This window comes from Cupriavidus alkaliphilus, from assembly GCF_900094595.1.
Taxonomy (GTDB): Bacteria; Pseudomonadota; Gammaproteobacteria; order Burkholderiales; family Burkholderiaceae; genus Cupriavidus; species Cupriavidus alkaliphilus.
Map to the genome: position 1 here is coordinate 82,553 of NZ_FMAD01000006.1, position 20,309 is coordinate 102,861.

General features: G+C 64.0%; 12 protein-coding genes. 6 read left to right on the forward strand and 6 right to left on the reverse strand.

What is annotated here, in order from left to right; genetic code table 11:
* Positions 1-26: 26 nt before the first annotated feature.
* From GA0116996_RS14240 to GA0116996_RS14260, 5 genes are all read right to left on the reverse strand, one after another.
* Positions 27-1,247, reverse strand: coding sequence for a T6SS immunity protein Tli4 family protein (locus tag GA0116996_RS14240; RefSeq protein WP_244159863.1), 1,221 nt, complete (start codon positions 1,245-1,247; stop codon positions 27-29).
* 208 nt (positions 1,248-1,455) lie between these two features.
* Positions 1,456-2,619: a T6SS immunity protein Tli4 family protein gene (locus GA0116996_RS14245; RefSeq protein ID WP_244159865.1), complete on the reverse strand. Its 1,164-nt coding sequence runs from the start codon at positions 2,617-2,619 to the stop codon at positions 1,456-1,458.
* A 259-nt stretch (positions 2,620-2,878) separates the two neighbouring features.
* On the reverse strand, positions 2,879-5,872 hold the full coding sequence (locus tag GA0116996_RS14250) for a phospholipase D-like domain-containing protein (RefSeq protein ID WP_092312563.1): 2,994 nt from the start codon (positions 5,870-5,872) through the stop codon (positions 2,879-2,881).
* Between the two features lie 10 nt (positions 5,873-5,882).
* Complete coding sequence (locus GA0116996_RS14255; RefSeq protein WP_092312566.1) at positions 5,883-9,179, reverse strand: type VI secretion system Vgr family protein; 3,297 nt, start codon at positions 9,177-9,179, stop codon at positions 5,883-5,885.
* A 160-nt stretch (positions 9,180-9,339) separates the two neighbouring features.
* Positions 9,340-10,170, reverse strand: coding sequence for a hypothetical protein (locus GA0116996_RS14260; protein ID WP_092312569.1), 831 nt, complete (start codon positions 10,168-10,170; stop codon positions 9,340-9,342).
* 279 nt (positions 10,171-10,449) lie between these two features.
* On the opposite strand from GA0116996_RS14260, the gene GA0116996_RS14265 reads away from it, so the two are divergent.
* From GA0116996_RS14265 to GA0116996_RS14290, 6 genes are all read left to right on the forward strand, one after another.
* A complete protein-coding gene (locus tag GA0116996_RS14265; protein ID WP_092312572.1) occupies positions 10,450-11,307 on the forward strand; it encodes a M15 family metallopeptidase in 858 nt (285 codons plus the stop codon).
* Positions 11,308-11,394: 87 nt separating this feature from the next.
* Positions 11,395-11,664 carry a PAAR domain-containing protein gene (locus GA0116996_RS14270; RefSeq protein WP_092312575.1) on the forward strand — a complete coding sequence of 90 codons (270 nt, stop codon included), beginning with the start codon at positions 11,395-11,397 and terminating at the stop codon, positions 11,662-11,664.
* Positions 11,665-11,722: 58 nt separating this feature from the next.
* The gene (locus GA0116996_RS14275; protein ID WP_092312578.1) at positions 11,723-13,240 is read left to right on the forward strand and encodes a hypothetical protein; all 1,518 of its coding nucleotides are present in this window, start codon (positions 11,723-11,725) and stop codon (positions 13,238-13,240) included.
* Between the two features lie 58 nt (positions 13,241-13,298).
* A complete protein-coding gene (gene tssM / locus GA0116996_RS14280) occupies positions 13,299-17,255 on the forward strand; it encodes a type VI secretion system membrane subunit TssM (RefSeq protein WP_092312581.1) in 3,957 nt (1,318 codons plus the stop codon).
* Positions 17,252-18,241 (forward strand): type VI secretion system-associated protein TagF, encoded by a 990-nt coding sequence (gene tagF / locus GA0116996_RS14285; RefSeq protein WP_092312584.1) that lies wholly within the window; start codon positions 17,252-17,254, stop codon positions 18,239-18,241. The genes tssM and tagF overlap by 4 nt, the downstream gene beginning before the upstream one ends.
* 2 nt (positions 18,242-18,243) lie before the next feature.
* Positions 18,244-19,122, forward strand: a complete 879-nt coding sequence (locus tag GA0116996_RS14290; protein ID WP_092312587.1) for an OmpA family protein — start codon at positions 18,244-18,246, stop codon at positions 19,120-19,122.
* A 55-nt stretch (positions 19,123-19,177) separates the two neighbouring features.
* On the opposite strand, the gene tssA is transcribed toward GA0116996_RS14290, so the two are convergent.
* A complete protein-coding gene (tssA, locus tag GA0116996_RS14295; RefSeq protein ID WP_092312590.1) occupies positions 19,178-20,269 on the reverse strand; it encodes a type VI secretion system protein TssA in 1,092 nt (363 codons plus the stop codon).
* Between the last annotated feature and the right edge of the window lie 40 nt (positions 20,270-20,309).

Consider the following 20,309-nt stretch of genomic DNA (forward strand, 5'->3'; position numbering starts at 1 on the left):
CTGGAATTCGCAACTTGATCCCCACACTACTGGATGCCGACCAACTCCGGCATCGGCGGCGTCGTCGGCCGCAGCCGAATGCTCTTAAGCAAGGCATCCAGCCGCGGCCGGGCTTGCTCATAGGGTGGGGCGTCGGTCGCCAGTCTGGGGTAGGCAGCACGCGCTGCAGATTCCATCGTCACCTCGATGGTCGGCAAGATTTGTGATCCCGCCCATCCAGCGTATCCCGTGTAGACGTGATAGCCCTCCAGCGGCGGATGGCCTTGACGCTTGGTTTCCACCACGATACCGCCTTGCTCTGAGGTCAATGCACCGATCTTGGAGGGACGCGGACCCAAACGTTGCTTCACTGTGGTGTTCTCAGGGAGTTGGCTCAGGATCCCGGTAGACGAGCGGCCGGTCGCATTCAGTATCGTAGTTTCCGATGCCCCACCGCCGGGAATCGACGCGACGCTGAGCGTGTAGATAACTGCCGGGCTGTCGGCAAAGCGGAACGACGTGGAGATCTTGTTGCCATAGGTGCCGTCGTCGCGCAGGAAGGCATAGGGCAGGCAGAAGCCTCGGTCCTTGGGAATCTCGTAGAGGCCGCGGGGTTCGAGTTGATTGATTAGTTTACGTATGGCGCTCTCTGCCGCTACCCATTGCGCTTCGGTCGGCTCAACATAGTTCTCAAAACCTCTCAGCATTGACTGGAATGCCACAATGTGCTCGCCCAACACGACCGCACCGTGCAAGTATGGCTTAGCGGCCTTGAGTTCGGCCCGAAACGCCAGACTGTCGGCGCGGCCAAGGTCAATCGATTTTCGGTATTGATCTGCTTTAAGATCCGCAATGCTTTTTTTTGTAGCTGCGATCTCAGCGCCGAGATTAGCCATCGTATTAGGGCCAGGAGGATTTTGTCGAAAGAGTTTCTCCCTTTCTTGCAATACCTTAAGAGCGCGGCCGAGGTTACGCAGTAGCGCCTCATTACTATTGGCCCTGTATGAAAAAAAAAACTTGCGCAACTCCTCTGTAATAGGGCCATATACTGCGAACTGTGTTAGCAATTCCTTGGTTTCAATCTCAATATTTCCCCGACCTGTTCTATCATTGAAGCGTTGAGACAAATTTTCGAACCCGCCATCGCTGGCCTTCGAAAGGATCGCCCAGTAAAAGGTCGACTCACTTGGTATGTCAACAATTTGGCGACCAAAACACTCTGTATGGCTACCGTTCGGCGTCGAATAGCTTGGTGCAGTGGCTTGCATGCGATCTTCTCGGCTGGGCCTTGGTATCTCTACACGATTGCCGAAACGATCAGTACTCATCGTGGTCTTGGGTTCGTGCCCCTGTTCGCTTTGCCCGCACGCAGTCATTGTCATGGCCACTAGGCAAACCAGGCTAAAATGCCATGCGCGCTTGGGCTTCGATGCTTGACCCATTGCCATTTCGTGACTTCGCAACTTTGTCACCACACTACTGGATGCCGACCAACTCCGGCATCGGCGGCGTCGTCGGCCGCAACCGAATGCTCTTGAGCAATGCATCCAGCCGCGGCCGGGCCTGCTCATAGGGCGGTGCATCCATCGTCAGCTTGGGGTAGGCAGCACGCGCTGCAGACTCCATCGTCACCTCAATAGTCGGCAAGATCTGCGAGCCCGCCCACCCCGCGTATCCGGTGTACACGTGAAAGCCCTCCCGCGGCGGCTGGCCTGGACGCTTGGCTTCCACCACGATCCCGCCCTGCTCCGAGGTCAATGCACCGATCTTGGCAGGACGCGGACCCAAGCGTTGCTTCACTGCGGTGTTCTCAGGGAGTTGGCTCAGGATCCCGGTAGACGAGCGGCCGGTCGCATTCAGTATCGTAGTTTCCGATGCCCCACCGCCGGGAATCGACGCGACGCTGAGCGTGTAGATAACTGCCGGGCTGTCGGCAAAGCGGAACGACGTGGAGATCTTGTTGCCATAGGTACCGTCGTCGCGCAAGAACGCATAGGGTAGGCAGAAACCCCGGTCCTTGGGGATCTCGTAGATCTCACGGGGTTGGAGTTGGCTAATCAGCTCGCGCAGAGCATTCTCGGCGATTTGCCATTGATCTTCCGTGGGCTCAATATAGTTTTCAAAGCCTCTCAACATCGATTGAAAGGCAACAATGTGGTTGCCCAACACAATTGCGCCGCGGATGTAGGGCTTAGCCGCTTTAAGATTGGCTCGAAACGCTGCGCTATTAGGGCGGCGTAAGTCGATCACTTTTCGATGTTGGCCGGACTTGATATCTGCAAGCTCTTTTTCGAGCCTTGCTCTCTCGTCAGCTACCTGATCCTTGATCTCAGGATCGAGGAGCTCCGGTCGCCTTTGATACATTTCTTCTGTTTCCTTCTGCAACTCTAGCGCACGACGCAGCCCGCTGAGCGCCGCGGCATTCATTTCCTCCCTATAATTCAAAAACTCCTCACGCAACATCGGATTCAAAGGGCCATACACCGCGAATACAGTATTCAGTTGCCTGGTTTCTATTTGAATTCTCCCTTTACCTGTGCCGTTATCGAAATGCTGAAAGAGCCCCTCAAAAGATCCATTTTTACTGGTGTTGGACGGAATCGCCCATTCCAATGACATCTTCTCTGAGGTGTCAAACATCAGTCGCCCCAGGCATTCTGACCTATAGTCAGCGGGCTTAACATGCGTCGGCGCCAAGGCAGTTAGTCGATCTTCACGGCTGGGGTTCGGTATTTCCACACGTTTACCGAAGCGGTCTATGCCTAATGTAGTCTTCGGCTCCCCGGCTTGACCGCTCTGGCCACAGGCTAACAATGCTATAACAGCACAAAGGCAAGCTATTCGGCTTAAGGTCTGCTTTTCTTTTCGTCTACCCATCAATGAAAATCCTAACTCAAATTTACGTGTTGGCTCTATCCGATTTTGGAAGAGCTACCACCGCAGTCTGCCGCGCGCGGTCCATCCCTTCGTCAAGGTCCACATTCGCTAACGTAATTAGATTCATCTTTGAATCGTTGTTCTCGCCAAACGTCCACAGGAGCGGCAAGGCAACAATAAATCCTCGAATTCCAGCCGGCCTTTGCTCTGGCAAACGCTGTTTAGCATCCCAAGTGAAGCACTGATCGCGCGGCTGGTCTGCCCGCCAGAACCGCTCATTGAAGGGCATGTAGCCTTTGAGTACGCCTTCGTCACTATCCCATGTGGCCCATATTGAACTCTGATTTCGAGGTTTGGCCAAATAGGGGAAGGCATTTGCGTATGCTTCAGAATTTGCCGTGGCCAAAGTTTTGATAGCTTGCCAAGTTTCTCGATTAGCAGGCGTATCAAGTATGGTTGGTGTATCGAGCTTTCCGGCTGGCGCAGCACCACCCATCAGTCCAAAGTGCTTCCTCCACAATGCCTTACGCAGATTTTTTGCGAGCGTTCCGACCGGTTGCATATGCCGGCCGTCTAGTTGGGCTGATGCTGGTTCGTCGTCATGAATGATGACAGCTAACTCCGAATCTCGGTCTCCGAGCTGGCTTCGGTCGTTAATATTTGCACTACCAAGAACCACTACGCGGTCATCGGCAATTAACAACTTGCTGTGAACATATATCTGTTCGGTCACAGGCCTATTGTTCAAGACGTCCCAATTACGCAAGTTGAGCAGTGTCAGGTATTGTTCCCATTCAATCTGCCGAATCTTCTCATCGAGCACATTGGTCTTTACCTCATTTGCCACATCCCTCGCCCTCTTCACCTCCATCTTCCGCTCACGCACATACTTCATCGCCAACAGCGCGCGTCGGATCCGATTCACCAGACTGTGACTGCCAAACACCAGCGACTGCATCGTCAGATGCTGCTGCGTCATGATGTTGATCGTGTCCAGTGTCCCTTCCGGATGCACAGGCAGCACCATGTAGACATGGAACGGCTTGCCATCGTAAATGGCACGCGTAATACGATCACCCAACGCCTTGCAAATCGGATTCTTCAGGGACTTTTGAGACGGTCCCAGTGCAGCAAATCCGGCAATTTGGGCTTGCGTGGCCATGACCCGCTTCAGGTCATTGACGAAATCTGCACCGCCTCCCTTGATATCCCGCTGGACATCGTCGATCTGGCTCCACTTGAGGGACTTGTGAATCTGCTCAGGCGGCACGCCAAGTATGCCAAGTTGCGCTGCATATTTCCGATATCCCGGTGAGCCCTTGACGTCCATCAACGCATGCATCGGTCCTGAAACAGGGGCACCGCCGTCCGCCTCCGCGTCCCCGATCATCGTGCTGCCATAATCGGACTGAAAAAACTGACCCTCGATATAGATAAAATGCGACGCGCCTTCGATGTTCTTCAGCATTGCGCTCAGGCAGCTGCTTTCCGCAACGCTCGGCGTAGTCTTATCCGCCTCACCCGCAGCTTCAGCCACCCGCATCTTCTTCGGGGCGCTTCGTAGGACCTGGACCCAGCATGACCCTGGAAGGGTCTTGGATCGGACAGGCCGGTGTGCAGCCCCAATGCGGGGCGCCTTCAGACGGGCCGTGATGCCGAGTTGCCGCAGCAGCGCGTCGACCGTTCTGCCATCGCTGCGCTCATACTGCAGGGCCACGCCATTCCAGCGTCGAACAAAATTGCGGCTCAGGTCATAAACCGATGGCCCTTCGATTCGGCAATGTACGTCATGCCAGGGCATGCGGGGCTGTACGTTGCTGTCCGGGCATCTTCCGCCGGCTGGCAAGAGCTTACCGAGCTTTTCCAGGTTCGCGTAGCACTGCTTGCGCTGGCTGCCTTCCGCCTGCAGGGCGAGCACCAGGCGCATGACAAAGGCCTGGATCGTATCCGCTGTATTTTGCAGCAGGCTGGGAGGCAAGCTGTCGAGGGTGGCGCCATTCAGCCACGCCATGAGGGCGGTGGTTACATCGGCCAATTGCGCGCCGCCGTATTCCCGCAATTTTTCCACCTTGGTCTGCAGGGTGGCGCCCAGCTGCTGATAGGCCCATTTGCTTGCATCGGCTGCGGTTTCCTGCGCCACGTCGATGACCTTGTCCTGGGCCTTTCGCACGAATTCCGGTACGACGTCGCTGGTTACCCACCAGTCAGAGATCTGCTTGTTGACGTCCTTGACCTTGTCGCTTGCAGCGGAGTACACGTCCATCGCCCCCGCCAGCGGCTTCATTGGTGCGGAAAGCAGGAATTGCGCCGCACGGCCGGCCTTGTTGTCGAAGCAAGCGGCCACCAGTTCGGCGCGTGTCAGGTATGCCGTTTGTTCTACGCTGCTGAGGCTATGGATCGGCGGCACGCAACTGTTATAGAACTCGCTGCCCTGCCGCCCCTCTGCCTTGAGCGAATACTTGCCATCGTCCCGCCTGCCGTAGGCAAGGTCGATGCCGCCCACGAAAGCAAACTTGTTATCGATGACCACCAGTTTCTGGTGATGCGAGAAGGCAATGCCCAAGGCGCCAGGCTGATCGCACTGCGAAACTGCCGGCAGGACGAACGCCCGGGGCGCCGGCAGACCGGCGTTGAGCTGGATCACCGTTAGCGCAGTTTCCAGATCTCCGGTGTCTACACCAACCTTGGGAGACATCCATGGCATGACATAGACACTGGCCCCGTTCCTGACCGCGGTACGCAGGCATGTCCAGAGCGTCTTCTTGCCGGTCAGCACGACATCGAAATTCACCTGCCAGCCGGTGATGAAAACACTGGACCGCGCACCCTCGATCGCCGCCGCAACGTTGTCGAAATACTCAGTGCCCGTGACAAAGAATTGCACCGCATTGCCCTTCAAGGGCTCGGAGAAGACATCCTTGCCGTGCACGAAGCAGCCGGGCGCAGAAGTCGCCGTCTTTGCGGCCTTCTGGTCTTCACCAAGGATCTGATACACCTGCTTGTCTGGCGCACCCATAGCTTCTTATTTACTGAGTTTTTTTGTAGATCTGATTAGACGACCCGGCGGCGAGCGCATCGCGCGCGTAGCGTAGCCGTTGCTGCGTATTGTCGTCCGACATGGATTGCGGCAGTCCACCGCTGAAGTCACCGGCATTGAGTGCGTGGCGTGCTGCCTCGGTATCAGTCCACGATGGGTCCTGCTCGGCAACGTGAACGCGTACGGTCTGGCCGGGATATACCAGCCATGTGTTTGCCGGACTGGCACAATAGGCGCGCGCCAGGGCTTCCTGCTGGGCCTGGCTGAGCGTCACGTTACCGTCAGCATCGGTGACGCCATGTGCCACCAACTCGTCGTCACCCACCATGCCGAGACCCAGCGGCGCCTCCCCGACAGCAATCTTCCAAGGCGCATGTGCCAGGGCGTGCCCGCCTTCACCCGGCGTATTTGCCAGGCGCATGCGGAACTCCATGGGCTTGTACGGCATCGGGGCTTGGGGAAACTCCGGGAGCGGGTAGGCATAATTCACCGCCCCCTCAAACTTCCTCTGCGCCGCCTTATAAGTAATCGCCCCCGGACACTCCACCGTAATATTCCCGCCCTCGATCAAGATCGAAGCCCCGCCGGCGGTGGCAATACGGATTCGCTTCGCCGCGGCAAAATCCACGTTCATATTGGCCGAGACCACGGTCAGATCATCCCTCGCCGCCAGCTTCAGCAGATCATGCTGCGCCTGGATATCGATATCATCCTGGCCCGCCGTTAGCTGCAGGCCAATGTTGTTATCTCCCGCCCCCGACAACCCCGCGGCCACGCCGATTGCCTGCCCCGTATGGACGCGCGCCTGGCCGGCAACCGCGAAGTTGCTGTCCAGGCCGCTGGCCAGTGCCACGCTTTCCCCGTTGGCCAGTTGCAAGTCCTGGCCGGCAACCATGGTCAGCCCGGCACGGCCGTTCAGGTGAACCATTGCGGCGGCCTGGTGCGGGACTTTGCCGCTGGTGGTGGTGTTGCCGCTGGACGCGTCATCCTTTGCCGCTTCCAGCGCTTGCCCATCGACCATGCCCGAAGCGGCCCGGGTCTGCTTCGGCAATGGCGCTTCGTCATCCTTGCCGGTAGACAGCGCCTGGGCCTGGTGGGTGGTCGCACCCTGGCTCAGGGTCCTGACGAGGTCACCCGCCTGACGCAGCAGCGCGATGCCCGCGGCGTTGTCTCCGGTGGGCAGGGCCTTGCCCGTGGCGGCGTCGCGGTAGGTCGTCAGCAGCAAGCCGGCCTGGCCGCGCACGGCGGCGTGGCCGTCGGTGCGCAGCTCGAAGCCCTGTCCACGGAAGCTGCCGCGGCGGTTGTCTAGCTGGTGGATGAGGTGGCCCAGGTTGAGCTGGGTCGACTGCAACGTGGTCGCCAGTTGCGTGCGCAGCTGGCTGTCGCTGTCGTCCAGCACCAGCTGGTTGTAGCCCTTGCCGCCGTGTTCCTGGCTCTTGAAACCCGTCAGCGCCGCGGCATTGCGGTGACCGTCGGGTTGCGCGCCCAGGCCGTGCCAGGCGGGGCTGTTGCCACCGGCGAGATTGCCTTGCGCGCTGGGGGCGCTGTCCGTGCCCTGAGCGTAGAGGGATTGACTGTCGCTGCCAGCCGCGGCGCTCTTGCCGCCGGGCGTGGGCGCGTGGCCCGCTTCGCCCTGGCCGTTGTACAGCGCACCGATGACGAAAGGCTGGTCGATGTCGTCGTCGGCGAACTTGATCAGCACTTCCTGGCCGATGCGCGGCAGCCACTGCCAGCCCATCCCTGCGCCGGCCTGGCGCTGTGCCACGCGTATCCAGCGGCTGCTGCGGTCGTCGGCGCGCTCGCCGCGCTGCCAATGGAAGCGCACGCGGATTTCTCCGGCGGGGCTGGCATGGTGTTCGGCGTTGCCCTCGGGCTGGGACTGGCCGTCGGGACCGACGACGATCGCGCTATGTACTCCCAGCGGGCTGGACCGGCTATACAGACGTGGACAATCGACGTCGAGGACGCAGGCGCGCCAGGGACGGCGAGCGTCGATAGCGCGGAAGATGGCGGCGTAGCCCTGTTCGCGTGCCGCACTCTGCAATGCTTGCGTGGGAGCCAGGCGCACTGGCGCGTGATCGGGCAACACGCCCAGCAGGCCGGGGGTTGCCTCCGCGGCGTCGGGTGCCGGCGGCGGTGAGTCGAAGCACAAGGCTGCCTCGAGCGGACCCATGCGATCGGCCAGCGCGGCGCGCGTGTCGGCGGCCAGGTTGTTGATGCCGCAGTGCTCCACCGCAGCGAGCAGCAGCGGATAGCCTGCCGCAGCATCTTCCTGCGGCGGCAGGTGCGGACAGCCGGTGACAGTCAGGCGCGTACCGCTGCGCAGCGTGCGTACCGACGCACGGCCGGTGAACAGCAATGCACGGGCTTCAACGGCTTCGATCACCTGTTCGGCAACCCGTTGTGCGCTGGCCGCGTCCGGCGCCAGCGAGAAGCTGACAGAGAGGTACGGGTCCGGACTTGCGATGCGCCCCATGTTGCCGCCGGATCGTGCCGGGGCATGGCCGCGGATGGCACGCTTCGCTTCCGGGTCCCATGCGGTGACCGCCACACCGCCGACCGTCGCCCGGCTCTCGCACACCAGTTGCTGGATGGCATCGGCCGATTCCTGGCTGTGCGCGCGATGGAAGCGGATGCCGCCATCTGCTGCGGATTCTTCGTCTTCCGGCAATTGCGCGCTGTCGGCAAAGATCACCACCGCATGCCCGCTCGGCGCTTCCTCGTCTTCCACGACGGTATAACCCAGCCCGGCCTCGGCCAGCAGGCGCGAGAGGAAGTGATAGTCGGTCTCGCGGAACTGCGCGACGTGGGCGCGCTCGCCGAAGGCAGCGATGCGCGCTTCCGCGCCCGCCGCGTAGCGCCATTGCGCGTGCGGCGCATAGGGTTGCAGGATGGTCTCGATGATGCTGTCGAGCTTGCGATTCTGGAACACCTGGCTGTTGCGTTGCTGCGTGGTCAGCCATAGCCAGGGCACCATCGTCAGGCGATAGCGTGCCAGACTACCGTCGGCGCCGAGCTTCTCGGCCTGACGGATCAGGCCGGTGCGGCGCGACTGGCCACCACCCGCGAGCGTGGTCAGCAGCGTAACGCGTTGGCCCAGCAGGCTCTCCAGTGCGATATCGGCGTTGGCGCTGACCGCAACGATGCGCGACTCTGCCAGTGCCGAAACGCCTTCGCGGCCGATCCAGGCTTCAACGGCCAGTTCGCCGAGCGCGCCTTCGCCTTCCAGGGCATAGAGCCGGTGCGCCGCGCTGAAAAGATGTTGGTAGAGAGTGGTTACATCCATTCGCTGTCCGTTCGTGCAGCCGCAACTGCTTCAGGGGCCGGCATGCCCGCGCGGACGCCGTCGCCGGTGCCCGCCGTGGTGATACGGATTGCAGTACGGTGTGGCGCATGCCGGTCCGCCACGCCGCTTTCCTGCTGTACGTTGCTTGACGCGCCGGGGGTCAGTTGCGCGCCTTTGCGGAGGGGCGCGTGCTGGCCGCCGCCGTGCTGATCGGCTTGCCTTCCGGCTGCGACAACAACGCTGCCAGGACTTCGGCATCGGGGTCAGCCGCTGCGGACGACGCCTTGCGACGTGCTGTCCGGGTTGGCTTTGCCGCTGTGCTGCTCTTTGCCACGGCGGCCTTGTCTTTGCTGCTCGCCGCGTTCGTTGTGGACTTTGCCGCTGACGACGCTGTCTTTGCGCTCGATGCCTTATTGCTAGATTTGCTGATTTCGGCAGACTGTGGCCTGGCCGCGGCAGGCTGGCTCCCCAGGGCGGTCAGTGCAGCCAGCGTCGTGGCGCCCGCAACGGCACCTGCGGCGGCAGTCGCGCCGTCCACCTTGCCCAGGCTATCCAGTACGGGGTCACTGCTGGCATCGACGATGGTAGCGGCCTGGGGCTGGGGTGCTTCCACCGCGAGCACCGGTTCCGGCGGTGCAACGGCAGTTGCCGGAGACGACCCCGGCGCATGGCCGGCCAGCGCCTGCGTCCCCGGAGCGGTCGCATCAGCCCCGGCCTGGGCCGGAGCCGACGGCTTGTCCGCCTGCATTGGCACCGGCGCGTCGGCGCCCGGGTCCAGCCATAGCCAGCCGGCCACCGCGGCAGCGGCGACAGCGACCAGTCCACCAGCCACGTATCCGCGACCGGGCTTGCTGGCCGGAGCCTTGGCAGCCATCGGCACGCGACCCTCCAGGCTGGCCAGGATGCGGGTCTGCCCGGCGGCGCCGGCATCGGGCTCGTTGCCGAAGAGCGTCGGTGGCCCCGGCGGCTTCACATCGTCGCTATTGCTCATCTGTCATCAAGAGAATTGAAATAAAATGCGCGGCGGACGCTACCGGGCGGATTTACAATTACCGACCCGTTGTGTCATATATGGCAAATTCGGTCAATTTGGCCTTAGACTTCCGGATTCTACGGCTGGCCTCGTGGAAAGACAAACCCGATACGGGGGGACGTCCCCCGGGATTGAGATTTCATCGAATACAGATGTAAAAAATACTGAATATGCTGAGTTACCCTTGCGCCCGCCTTCGCCGCAAGGGTCGCAGCCAGCCTGGTCAAGCAGGAAAGCATGGTCTTTGTCGCACTGGTCCTCTATTTCGTGTTGATGGTTGCCGCTGCTGCCGTGCTGCTTCTTCCCGCAGTACGGCAGCGCTGCTTTGCGGTGGCGCGCACGCAATGGCGCCGCGTGAGCACCAGTGCGGCGTCGGCCGGCTCGCAATCGGCCAGTTCGATCCGCCAGTCGGTTGGCAACGCCACCACTACGTTGGCTTCAGCCAGGGACTTCCTGGCAAAGCGCCGCGCCCTGGTGCTGGCGGCCGCGGGCGTGGTAACGCTGCCGCCGGTGGTGGCGCTGGCGTTGCGTCACCGGCAGGTCTTCCAGTTCGAGGACGATGACGGCGTGCGCGAACCGGATCCGCAGATCGCCGCGCTGCTCAATGGCGAGCGGCTGGTGCCACCGCCGCCGCTGCCGCCAGAGGTCTTTACCACGCGCGAAGTTGAGCTGATCCGCCCGGCCATCCGCGAAGCCAGCCGCGACTGGGAGCAGCTGGATGCTGATTTCAGGCAGCGGTTGTTGCTGGTCTACAAGATCATGCGCGACGAACACGGCTATGAAATGGCGCTGCTGGAGGGCTACCGCAGCCCGGAACGGCAGGCCAAGCTGGCCGCCATGGGCAGTCATGTGACGCAGGCCGGCGCCTACCACAGCTACCACCAGTTCGGGCTGGCCGCGGACAGCGCCTTCTACCGCGACGGCAAGCTGGTGATCAGCGAAAAAGACCCGTGGGCCATGCGCGGATACGAGTTGTATGGCCGTGCCGCCGAATCCGCCGGCCTGGTCTGGGGTGGCCGCTGGAAGATGATGGATCTCGGGCACGTCGAGCTGCGGCGCCCGGGTGTGCTGGGCAAGCGGCCGGCACAGCAATAACGGCACGATGGCTCCGCATGGCGGGGCCGGCAGGAACATGAATTCAGGACCGGCAGCGGTTGGCCGGCGCAATCTGGGGAGAGCGTAGTGGCACGTCCTTTCATTCTGCTGGGCGACAAGACCGACCACGGCGGCGTGGTGATCACCGCCTCGGGCAACACCAGCACCAACGGCAAGGGCATTGCGTGCGTGGGAGATCGTGTTACCTGTCCGCGCTCCGGCCACGGCGGCATTACCGTCATTGTCACCGGCGATCCCAACGTGATCATCGATGGTCGCGCCGCCGCGCGGCATGGCGACAAGACCGCTTGCGGCGCGACCTTGCTGTCCAGCCAGGGCGTGACCGGCAGCGAATGAAGTCCTGGCAGCGAACGGCCGTTTCAAACGCCTTCCCGCCGCTATCCGACACGAAACCATGTTTCCAAGACTGATCAAGTCCACGCTGATTCTGTTCGCGGTGCTCGCCGTGGTGTGGGTGGCGACCATTGCCTGGTGGCAATCGATCAACCGGATGCCGACCACCACTGACATCGTCACGCACCTGGTGCTGATGCCGGCCGGCATGGTGGCCGCTTACCTGGTCATCAAGCGCGCCCTGGACGGCATCCGCAGCAATGTTGCGGCCGCCAGCCAGGCGCCCTCCACCGCCCCGCCCGGGGCTACCGACAATGCCACGGATGGCACCCGGCCGCAGTCGGAAGACCCAACCCGCACCTGGCGCGCGGCGCTGCTTGCCAGCGCGGTGCGCACGCCCGCGGGCAATGCGCCCGATGCCCTGGTGGAGGCCGCCAAGGCCGGCAACCGGCCTGGCCTGGTGGCGCTGGATGGTTTGCCCGGGCCTGTCTTTGCTGCCCAGATCGAGTCGCTCGATATCGACAGCCTGCGCACGGAATTCGCGGCCCGCACGCCCGATCTGGCCTGGGACGACGAGGCCTTGCGCGCGCTCGCGCTGGCCGCGGAGGTGACGGATGAACTGGGCATGCAGGCAGCGGTCTACGCGCCTGCCGGCCAAGACATGGCCGTGCCGGACAGCACCGGGCCGCTGGTGGCCACCATGCTGCTGCCGCGCGGGTGGCCGGAAACGCGCCAGGCCGCCGCCGGTGACTGGCTGCGCGAGCGCTTGTCCCAGTACTGGCCAGCTGCGCGGCTCACGCTCGAAGCCACGGCCGCCCGCGGCGACGGCGATGCCCTGCTGTTGCTTGACCGCGCAACCCAGGCCGTGAACCGGCCGGTCGACGGCACACCGGCGCTGCGCATGCTGGTGGCCGCCGATTCGCTGATTGGCGCCAATGCCGTCGAGGCGCTGGAACTGGAAGACCAGCTCTTCAGTGCGCGCTGCCCGCATGGCCGAACCCCCGGGGAGGCTGCCGCCGGCGTGCTGCTGGGCGCGCACCAGCCTGCCGCGCGCGCCACCGAGACAGACGCTGACGGGGATACGGACGCAGATGCCCAAAGCGCGCCGATCCTGATTGCGCGCACGGCGATGTCCCGCCTGGACGCGCCTACGGTAGACCGTGGCCAGCCACGACTCGAGGCGCTTGCCCAGGCCGTCACCCAGGCCATCGAGACCATTGCCAGCAAAGCCGAAGCCGCGCCCCAGGATGCAGCAGACACCGCGCCGCAGTCCGAAGAAGCCCCGCCGGCAGTGGCAACCATCGTCACGGACACCGGCGTCCACCCCGTGCGCACCGTCGAGATCGCCCAGGTCGTCAGTACCCGTTTTCCCACGCTGGACCCGGTTGCCGACCTGCTCGCGCTGGGCTTGCCGTGCGGCTACGCCGGCGCCGCCGGCGCGCTGCTGCCGGTGGTAGTGGCCCACCAGCTGGCGCTGGATGGCGGCCGGCCCGTGCTGGCCCTGAGCGCCGGCGACGCGCAGCAGCGCGGCGCTGTCGCGGTCCTGCCGGCGGGACCCGTGGCGCCAGATCCTGCCTGAACCGCCCTGCCCCGAACCGCGCCCCCGAATCCCGTATTGCTCCCGAGCCAAAGGCAACATGCATCGCATCCTTAACTTCCTGACCCACACACGCACGCTATCGGTATTCGGCGTGGTCGTGCTGACCGTCTTCCTGTTGCTGATGGCGCAGACCTTCGAAATCGGCCTGGCCTGGGTCGCCATTGTCCTTGGCGTGTTGCTGCTGGCATGGCTGGCCACCTATCTGTGGAAGCGCTGGCGCGCGCGCCGGGCCAGCGGCAAGCTCGAGGGCATCCTCGAGCAGCAGGCCGACATGGCCGCCAAGGCCGCACCGCCCGACAAGCGCGACGAGGTCGAGGCGCTGCGCACGCGCCTGGCCAGCGCCGTGAAGACCATCAAGACCTCGAAGCTGGGCCAGATGTCAGGCAGCGAGGCGCTCTACGAGCTGCCCTGGTACATCGTGATCGGCAACCCGGCGGCCGGCAAGAGCACGGCCGTGCTGAACTCGGGCCTGCAGTTTCCGTTCGCAGACAAAAACAACGCCGTGATCCATGGCATCGGCGGCACGCGCAATTGCGACTGGTTTTTCACTACCGAAGGCATCCTGCTCGATACCGCCGGCCGCTATGCCATCCATGAAGAGGACCGGCGTGAATGGCTGGGCTTCCTGGACCTGCTCAAGCGCTATCGGCCCAAGGCGCCGATCAACGGCATCGTGGTGACGGTCAGCATTCCGGAGCTGACGCAGAACCGGCCCGAGTTCGCCATCAACCTTGCCAAGAACCTGCGCCAGCGTGTTCAGGAGCTGACCGAACGGCTCGAAGTCTTCGCGCCGGTCTACGTGATGTTCACCAAGGCCGACCTGATCACCGGCTTTACCGAATTCTTCGGCGACAACGAAAAGCAGGAGCGCGACCGCGTCTGGGGCGCCACCCTGCCCTTCGCGCTCGAGGAGCGCCGCGACGTGGCAACCGTGTTCGACCAGCGCTTCGACGAGCTGTGCGACGGCCTGAAGGAGATCAGCGTGGCGCAGATCGCGCAGCACCGCAACGGCAAGCTGTCGCCGGGGCTGCTGAGCTTTCCGCTGGAATTTGCCTCGATCAAGCCCACGCTGCGCGCCTTCCTGGTCACGCTGTTCGACGAGAATCCGTTCCAGTACAAGCCCGTGTTCCGCGGCTTCTACTTCACCAGCGCGGTTCAGGAGGCCAGCACCACCAGCGTCTCGGCCGAGCGCATCGCGCGCCGTTTCGGGCTGAAGCTGGAAGGCGTGGCCGGCAACCGCGAGGTGTTCTCGAAGAACGGCTTCTTCCTGCGCGACCTGTTTTCCAAGGTGATCTTTGCCGACCGCCGCACCGTGCGCCAGTTTGCCAGCCCCGCCAAGACACGGCTGCGCTTTGCCACGTTCTTCGGTCTGGTGCTGCTGCTGGGCCTGCTGCTGGGTGGCTGGACCTGGTCGTTCCTGGGCAACCGGCAGCTGACCGCCAACGTGCAGGCGGACCTGGACAAGATCGTCAAGATGCAGCAGAACCGCGTCGACCTGCAGGCGCGGCTGGAGGCGCTTGACATCCTCCAGGACCGCATCGAGCAACTGGAACGCTTCCGCACCGACCACCCGCTGGCGTTGTCGCTGGGCCTGTACCAGGGCGATACGCTGCAGCACAAGCTGCTCGACGAGTACTACAACGGCCTGCGCCAGGTCATGCTGAAACCCGTTGGCGGGGCCATCGAGACCTTCCTGGCAGAGGTCAACGCCCATCCCGACCAACTCGCACCGATGGTGCGGCCGCCTGAAACCGGTGCCGTGACCGCGACGGCGCTGGCGTCGGCGGCCCCTGCCTCGGCCCCCGCCGCCACGACCGCCGCGGCCACCACCACGCCTGCCGCAGGCAAACGCTACACCGACGCCTCGCCCACCAACGTGGAAGATGCGTACAACGCGCTCAAGACCTACCTGATGCTGGCGGACAAGCGCCACGTAGAGGTGGCGCACCTGACTGACCAGATGACCCGGTTCTGGCGCGGCTGGCTCGAAGACAACCGCGGCAACATGCCGCGCGAGCAGCTGATCCGCTCGGCCGAGCGCAACCTGTCCTTCTACCTGGCGCGCGTCAACGACGACAACTGGCCGCTGCTGGAAGGCAACCTGTCGCTGATCGACCAGTCCCGCGAGAACCTGCGCCGTGTGGTACGGGGCATGCCCGCGCGCGAGCGCGCCTATGCCGAGATCAAGGCCCGCGCCTCGACCCGCTTTGCCCCGATGACCGTGGCCCGCATCGTGGGCGACACAGGTGCTTCGGTGGTCGCCGGCAGCTACGCCGTGCCCGGCACCTTCACGCGCGAAGCGTGGCTCGGCTATGTGCAGCCCGCCATCCGCGAAGCCGCCAGCAAGGAGCTGCAGACCAAGGACTGGGTGCTCAATGTCGCCGCGCGCGACGACCTGACCCTGGAAGGCAGTCCAGAGCAGATCCAGAAGACGCTGGTCACCATGTACAAGACCGAGTACGCGCGCGAATGGCAGCGCTTCATGCAGGGGGTGACCATCCAGGACTTCGGCAGCTTCGAGCAGGCCGTGGCCAGCATGAACCTGCTGGGAGACCCGGCCAACTCGCCGATCCGCAAGGTGCTGGACACGGCGTATGAGCAGACGTCATGGGACAACCCCTCGCTGCTCAATGCCGGCCTGAAGCAAGCCAAGTCCGGCATGCTGGACTGGTTCAAGCGGCTGATCTCGCGCGGCACGCCCTCGCAGGTCAGCGTCAATGTCGATGTCAGCGGCGCCGGCAGCGCGGCGGGCACGATTCCGATGGGTCCGGTCGGCAAGGAGTTCTCGGGGCTGGCGCGCATCGTCGTGATGCATGACAACAACTCGATGCTGCGCGGCTATATGGAGTCGCTGTCCAAGGTGCGTACGCGCTTCAACCAGCTCAAGAACCAGGGCGACCCGGGACCCGGTGCGCGCCAGCTGATGCAGCAGACGCTTGACGGCAACGGCTCGGAGCTGTCGGATGCGCTCAAATACGTCGACGAGCAGATGATGACCGGCCTCACCGACAGCCAGCGCCAGGCGCTGCGGCCGCTGCTGGTGCGCCCGCTGCTGCAGTCTTACGCCGTGGTGATCCGCCCCGCCAGCGTCGAGATCAACAAGGTCTGGAACGCACAGGTGTACCAGCCGTTCAGCCAGACCCTGGCCACCAAGTATCCGTTTGCTTCGGATGCCAAGATCGAGGCCAGCGCGGCGGAGATCGGCCAGATCTTCGGGCCGGAGGGCGCCATCGCCAAGTTCACCACCGCCACCATCGGCCCGCTGTCGGTGCGCCGCGGCGACATGCTGGCAGCGCGTACCTGGGGCGACCTGGGGCTGACGCTGGCGCCGGAATTCACTACCAACTTCACGCGCTGGGTGGCGCCGCTGACCGGCGGCGCGGCGGGAGGCGGCGGCGGCACCACGGCCGCGGCAGCCCAGCAGACCGTGTTCCAGATCCTGCCGACGCCCGCGACCGGCACCACCGAGTACACCATCGAGATCGACGGCCAGCAGCTGCGCTATCGCAATACGCCGGCGCAGTGGGCCAACTTTGTCTGGCCCAACCCGCAGGGTTCGCCCGGCGCCCGCATCACGGCAACGACGTTCGACGGCCGCTCGGTCGAGCTGCTCAACGAACCCGGCCGCTTCGGCCTGGAGCGCCTGATCGCCACGGCCGCGCGCAAGCGCCGCCCGGATGGCGCCTTCGACCTGACCTGGAGCCGCGACAATATCTCGGTCAGCGTGGCGCTGCGCATCATCAGCAGTCCGCAGACCGCGGGCAATGCCAGTGCTTCCGACTCGCCGCAGAGCCAGGGCCTGCGCGGACTGCGACTGCCGACCGCGATCGCTGACGCCAATGCGCCGCTCAATACCGCGACGCCGCCGGCCGCTTCGCCGTCGACTTCTCCCGCGGCGGCGCCGTCCGCCCCCCCGGCCCCGAACCCGCAGGCCAGCACGCCGGGCACCGCGCAGGCCTCGGCCCAAGTCAACCAAGGAGGTACGGCGCAATGAGCCAGCCGACCCAACTCCAGCTGTCCTATTTCGGCAAGATCCCGTCCCGGGGCGACTTCGTCAAAAGTGCCAATAACACCCAGTTGCTCGACACGCTGGACCGCTGGCTGGCGCAGGGCATGGAACTGCTGGCCGAGGATCCGGCCTGGAAAGCCAGCTATGACGCCTGGAAGCCGATGCACTTCGCTTTCCTCGGTTCGCAGAGCAAGCTGGCCATCGCCGGTGCGCTGATGGCCAGCAGCGACCTGTCCTCGCGCCGCTTTCCGTTCCTGACGGCAGCGGCGATGGAAGTCGAGCGCCCCTTGCACTTCATCGCCCGCAGCCCGCTGGCACTGGCCCGCCTGTGGACGCGCGCGGGGCAGCAGATGCATGCGCTGGCACAGGCCTCCGATGCCACCGAAGGCCTGCAGCAACTGGGGCAGGCCCAGCTGGGCGTGGAGACCGGTGCCGGCGCCCAGACGCACGACGCAAGCTTTGCCGACTTTATCGACTTCCAGACCGTGGCCGGCCTGGAACACATGCTGGCCGGCCAGGGCCAGCAGGTACGCCTGCGCCGCACGCTGCTGGCGCTGGGCATCCTGCTGCAGCCACTGATGTCGTCCGGCTCGTCGCACCTGGAAAAAGGCCTGACCCTGCCACTGCCCGCCGATCCGCTCTACCGCAGCCTGGTGGCGAGCTTCTGGCTGGAACTGGTGTCGCGCTTCCTGCACCGGGCAGATTTCGAACTGTCGATCTTCCTCGGGCAGATCGGCGGCAACGAGCGGCTGGTGATCGGCTTCAACGGCGCCTCGTCGCGCACGCTGCACGGCGTGATCTCGCCGCTGGCCTATGCCGAGCAGAACATCAATATCGATGACCCCGAATGGGTCGAGCAACACGTCAACGGAGACTACGGCATGGCCAAGTTCGTCAGTTACATGGACCAGCCGCAACTGTCGCTGCGCCTCGCGCTGGATACCTTCCGTGAAGTCTTTGCCGGGGAATGAGCATGGGTTTCAATGCAGTACGCAACCGGGCAGCTGATTTCAAGACTGCCTCCATCGCTGTAAAAGCGCGCACGCCAGCGCTGGCAGCTGGATTGCTGGCAGCGCTGACGATGCTACCCGGCCACGCCGCGCCGGGCGATCCTGGTACCACCGGCATCGCTGCGCCTGCTGCCACCGCAGCCGCTGCTTCAGGCCGCGTCGTTGCAGGCGGCGCCGTTCCTGACGAGGCCACCAAGGCCAGCGTGCTGGCGCGCCTGCGCGAGTTGTATGGCAGCGCCAACGTGGTGGATCAGATCGAGGTCGGCAACGTGGTCTCGCCCCCGAACTGGTCGGCCAATGTGCAGAAGATCCTCTCGCCGCAAATCAAGCAGGTCAGCCGCGGCCAGCTCAGCATCGACGGTACCCAGGTATCCGTGCACGGCGACGTGCGCAACGAAGCCCAGCGCCAGCAGATCGCCAGCGACATGGCCACCGGCCTTGGCCAGGCCTATACAGTGAAGAACGGCCTGCGCGTGCCGGCTTCCGAACAGAACCTGCTGGACCAGACCCTGGCCAACCGGATCATCGAATTCGAGACGGGCGCAGCGACGCTGACGCCCAAGGGCCGCGCCATCCTCGATGAAATGGCCGCGGTGCTGCCGCGCCTGAGCGGCCGCAAGATCGAGATTGTCGGCCACACCGACAACTCCGGCAGCCGCGCGCTGAACCTGACGCTGAGCCAGGCACGCGCGGAAACCGTGAAGAACTACCTGATCGGCAAAGGCGGCGAGCCCGGCATGCTGACGGCAGTGGGCGTGGGACCGGACCAGCCGGTGGCGCCGAATGACAAGGAGGAAGGGCGCGCGAAGAACCGGAGGATTGAGTTCCGGGCGGGGCAGTAACCGCGCATGGCGGTGGACCACGCCGGCGCTTCGATGCTGCCGGCGTGGCTTTGGATCATGCGTCGTTATCGCTCGACGGATCCGTGGTCACACCCAGCAGCTCCTCGATCTGCGACAGCGTGGCATCGTCCTTGACCACCGTGCGCAGCCACGCGTGCAGCGGCATGTCGCCCCACTTGGCAGCGCGCGCCGCCAGGTAAGCCACCGGGCTGTGCGGTTCCGTACGCCGGAAAAAATCCGCGACCTCGCGCAATTGGGCCAGCGCCTGGGCACGCGTGCGGATGGGGCCGGCGTGCGTGGCTTCGGCAGCGCCAGCCGGCACGCCTGCATGTCCGCTCTGGGCAGACGCGGATGGTCCCTGGCTCGCCTCTGCACCGGCGGGCCGTTCCACCGGCTTGCCGACAAAGCGCTCCACCAGCATGCGCACTGCTTCCAGCGCCTCGCGCGCTTGCCGGAAGCTGGGCGCATGCTCGCCGGCCCGCTCGTCCAGCACATCGCCGAGCAGCTTCAGCGCGGCTTCGCAGGACACCAGGTCCGCATGCAGCGCCGTATAGAATGCCGCCGGCGTCTTCTTGCGCGCCGTATCGAATTGCTCCTGGCTGACCTTGCCCTGCGACAGCTCGTCCGCCTGCTCCGGATCGCGGCGAATCGCTTCCGCGAGATGCGTCGCCACCTCCCAGTCGACGTAGGCGTATCCGCCCGCCGATTCATCGACCAGCGGAATCTCGCGGATCAGCTGGCTCGACCGCCCTGCCAGCCATGTCACACTCCCGGTGCGGTAGTCGACATCGTCAGCTTCCATCACCGGGTGCAGGTGCTCCCAATATTGGCTGCAGAGCTCCGCTGTCAGGCGGTAGCCATCGCCCAGGCCCGCAAAACCCCGCTCCTTCGAAAGCGCCTCGGTCAACCAGACCGCCAGGCGAAGATCCTTGGTGCGGTCCTGCAGCAGCGAGGTGGCAATGCCGATCACCTCGCGCCAGTCCGCCTCCTTGATGTCCGTTACCCAATCGCCCTGGTCCAGCGACGGATCGTCAGCACGGCGCGCCTCCTGGATGCGGTCGAATTCAGCGGAAAAAAGCAGGTCTTCGCCACAGGGTTGGTCGCCAGGAAGCGGAGCAAGCAGGCGGTCGAACTGGAGGGATGCCATGGTGGTCGGTCAGCCGTGGGAACAAGAAGCAAGTGTACCG

Bases quoted from the DNA above. Each gene is read 5' to 3' on its own strand.
- GA0116996_RS14290 (WP_092312587.1), top strand. From the start codon at position 18,244: ATGGGTTTCAATGCAGTACGCAACCGGGCAGCTGATTTCAAGACTGCC.
- GA0116996_RS14275 (WP_092312578.1), top strand. From the start codon at position 11,723: ATGTTTCCAAGACTGATCAAGTCCACGCTGATTCTGTTCGCGGTGCTC.
- GA0116996_RS14265 (WP_092312572.1), top strand. From the start codon at position 10,450: ATGGTCTTTGTCGCACTGGTCCTCTATTTCGTGTTGATGGTTGCCGCT.
- GA0116996_RS14260 (WP_092312569.1), bottom strand. From the start codon at position 10,170: ATGAGCAATAGCGACGATGTGAAGCCGCCGGGGCCACCGACGCTCTTC.
- GA0116996_RS14240 (WP_244159863.1), bottom strand. From the start codon at position 1,247: ATGCAAGCCACTGCACCAAGCTATTCGACGCCGAACGGTAGCCATACA.
- GA0116996_RS14245 (WP_244159865.1), bottom strand. From the start codon at position 2,619: ATGTTTGACACCTCAGAGAAGATGTCATTGGAATGGGCGATTCCGTCC.
- GA0116996_RS14250 (WP_092312563.1), bottom strand. From the start codon at position 5,872: ATGGGTGCGCCAGACAAGCAGGTGTATCAGATCCTTGGTGAAGACCAG.
- tssM (WP_092312581.1), top strand. From the start codon at position 13,299: ATGCATCGCATCCTTAACTTCCTGACCCACACACGCACGCTATCGGTA.
- tssA (WP_092312590.1), bottom strand. From the start codon at position 20,269: ATGGCATCCCTCCAGTTCGACCGCCTGCTTGCTCCGCTTCCTGGCGAC.
- tagF (WP_092312584.1), top strand. From the start codon at position 17,252: ATGAGCCAGCCGACCCAACTCCAGCTGTCCTATTTCGGCAAGATCCCG.
- GA0116996_RS14255 (WP_092312566.1), bottom strand. From the start codon at position 9,179: ATGGATGTAACCACTCTCTACCAACATCTTTTCAGCGCGGCGCACCGG.